The 1,209-nt window shown below is 46.4% G+C and carries 1 protein-coding gene; it reads right to left on the reverse strand.

The window, feature by feature from the left end; genetic code table 11:
- The coding region (locus KDK16_RS04425; protein WP_257274860.1) for a hypothetical protein at window positions 1-1,001 on the reverse strand (1,001 nt) is incomplete at its 3' end.
- Window positions 1,002-1,209 lie beyond the last annotated feature (208 nt).

The following is a 1,209-nucleotide window of genomic DNA, read 5'->3' on the forward strand; positions in this document are numbered from 1 at the left end:
AAAAGAGTCCACACCGGGCCACAAACCTGTGACGGAATAGTGGTCAGTGAGGATGATTCTATCGTTGTTTGATGTGTTTCTGAAGTCTCAAACAGGGAGGTTAACTGGCCGAGCGTATCGCAAATTCCGACTTCTTCGGGAAGACTTTGTGGAAGGATTAGCTCATTGATGGTCGAAACACCAACGGCGTTGGAGAGAAAATTCACATTATAATTGAGTTGGTCGGCAGCATCAGTTGTATAGTCAGCGTCAGCATTCATTGGGTATGTAATGTATACAGGATCAAAATGACCCATGCATCTAAAGCAGTGTCCATTGACCAAATGGGGACATGAGCTTTTTCCGGAGTCTAACGGCCGCTCAGAGGGCTCTCTGCTATCTGATGATGGGCGGAATTGACAAACGCCACGACAGGGATGGATGAAACAATCTAAACCCAAAGTATGCAGGTGTTGTTGGGGATTCCCGTTACCGCTTCCAGAGCCAGAATACAGACGGCTAACGAAAGAGTCTGCAGGATCGGCCGCGGCTTCCGTGGCATGCTGACCTGATGATTTTGATGGTTGGTATGATTGTTGACTATGTCCTGAGCCAAGAACCATAGTGATGGTTGCAAACGGGTCATCCTGACTGGCTTCTTGTTGTTCGATCAGATCAAACGACGATGATTTTATGTTTAAGTGGCTTTTTAAAAGCCAGATGATATCGACAAGCACTTCCAATGGTAACCATGAATAAGCGGCGGCACCCGGAGGAGCGTCTTTGATAGTCAGGGTCAGCAGGCCAGTGGCGTAAACCGATTGCCAGGAAATCGCTTCAATAATGGTCGTTTCTACTCCGTGGCCCCAAGATCTGCGGGGTTTGTCATCAGGCGATGAATCTGGTCCTGCATAGTCTTTTGTGTTGGTAGTGTCTGAAGGGTTTCCAACACGCTTTACAAAAAAGCTCTGGTTTGGAAATATTCTAGTTTGTTCAAGCTCGACAATATAATGTCCTGTCAACGGTTCGGTCTGACAGGCGACAGGACATGTCAGCAAAAGCAGTGCCGCAAAGAGTGAATGTTTAATAATTATAGCCGCGCGTTCCAGTTGATAGAGACGAAGGATAGATCAAGAAAATAAGTGTGTTTCTCTGTCAAAGATTTTCTGTTAAAAACTAGCAGCCTGTCGGACTTAAGCGTCCGTAGCGAGGATTGCAAGAAATTGAGGA

The organism is Endozoicomonas sp. SESOKO4, from assembly GCF_024606275.1.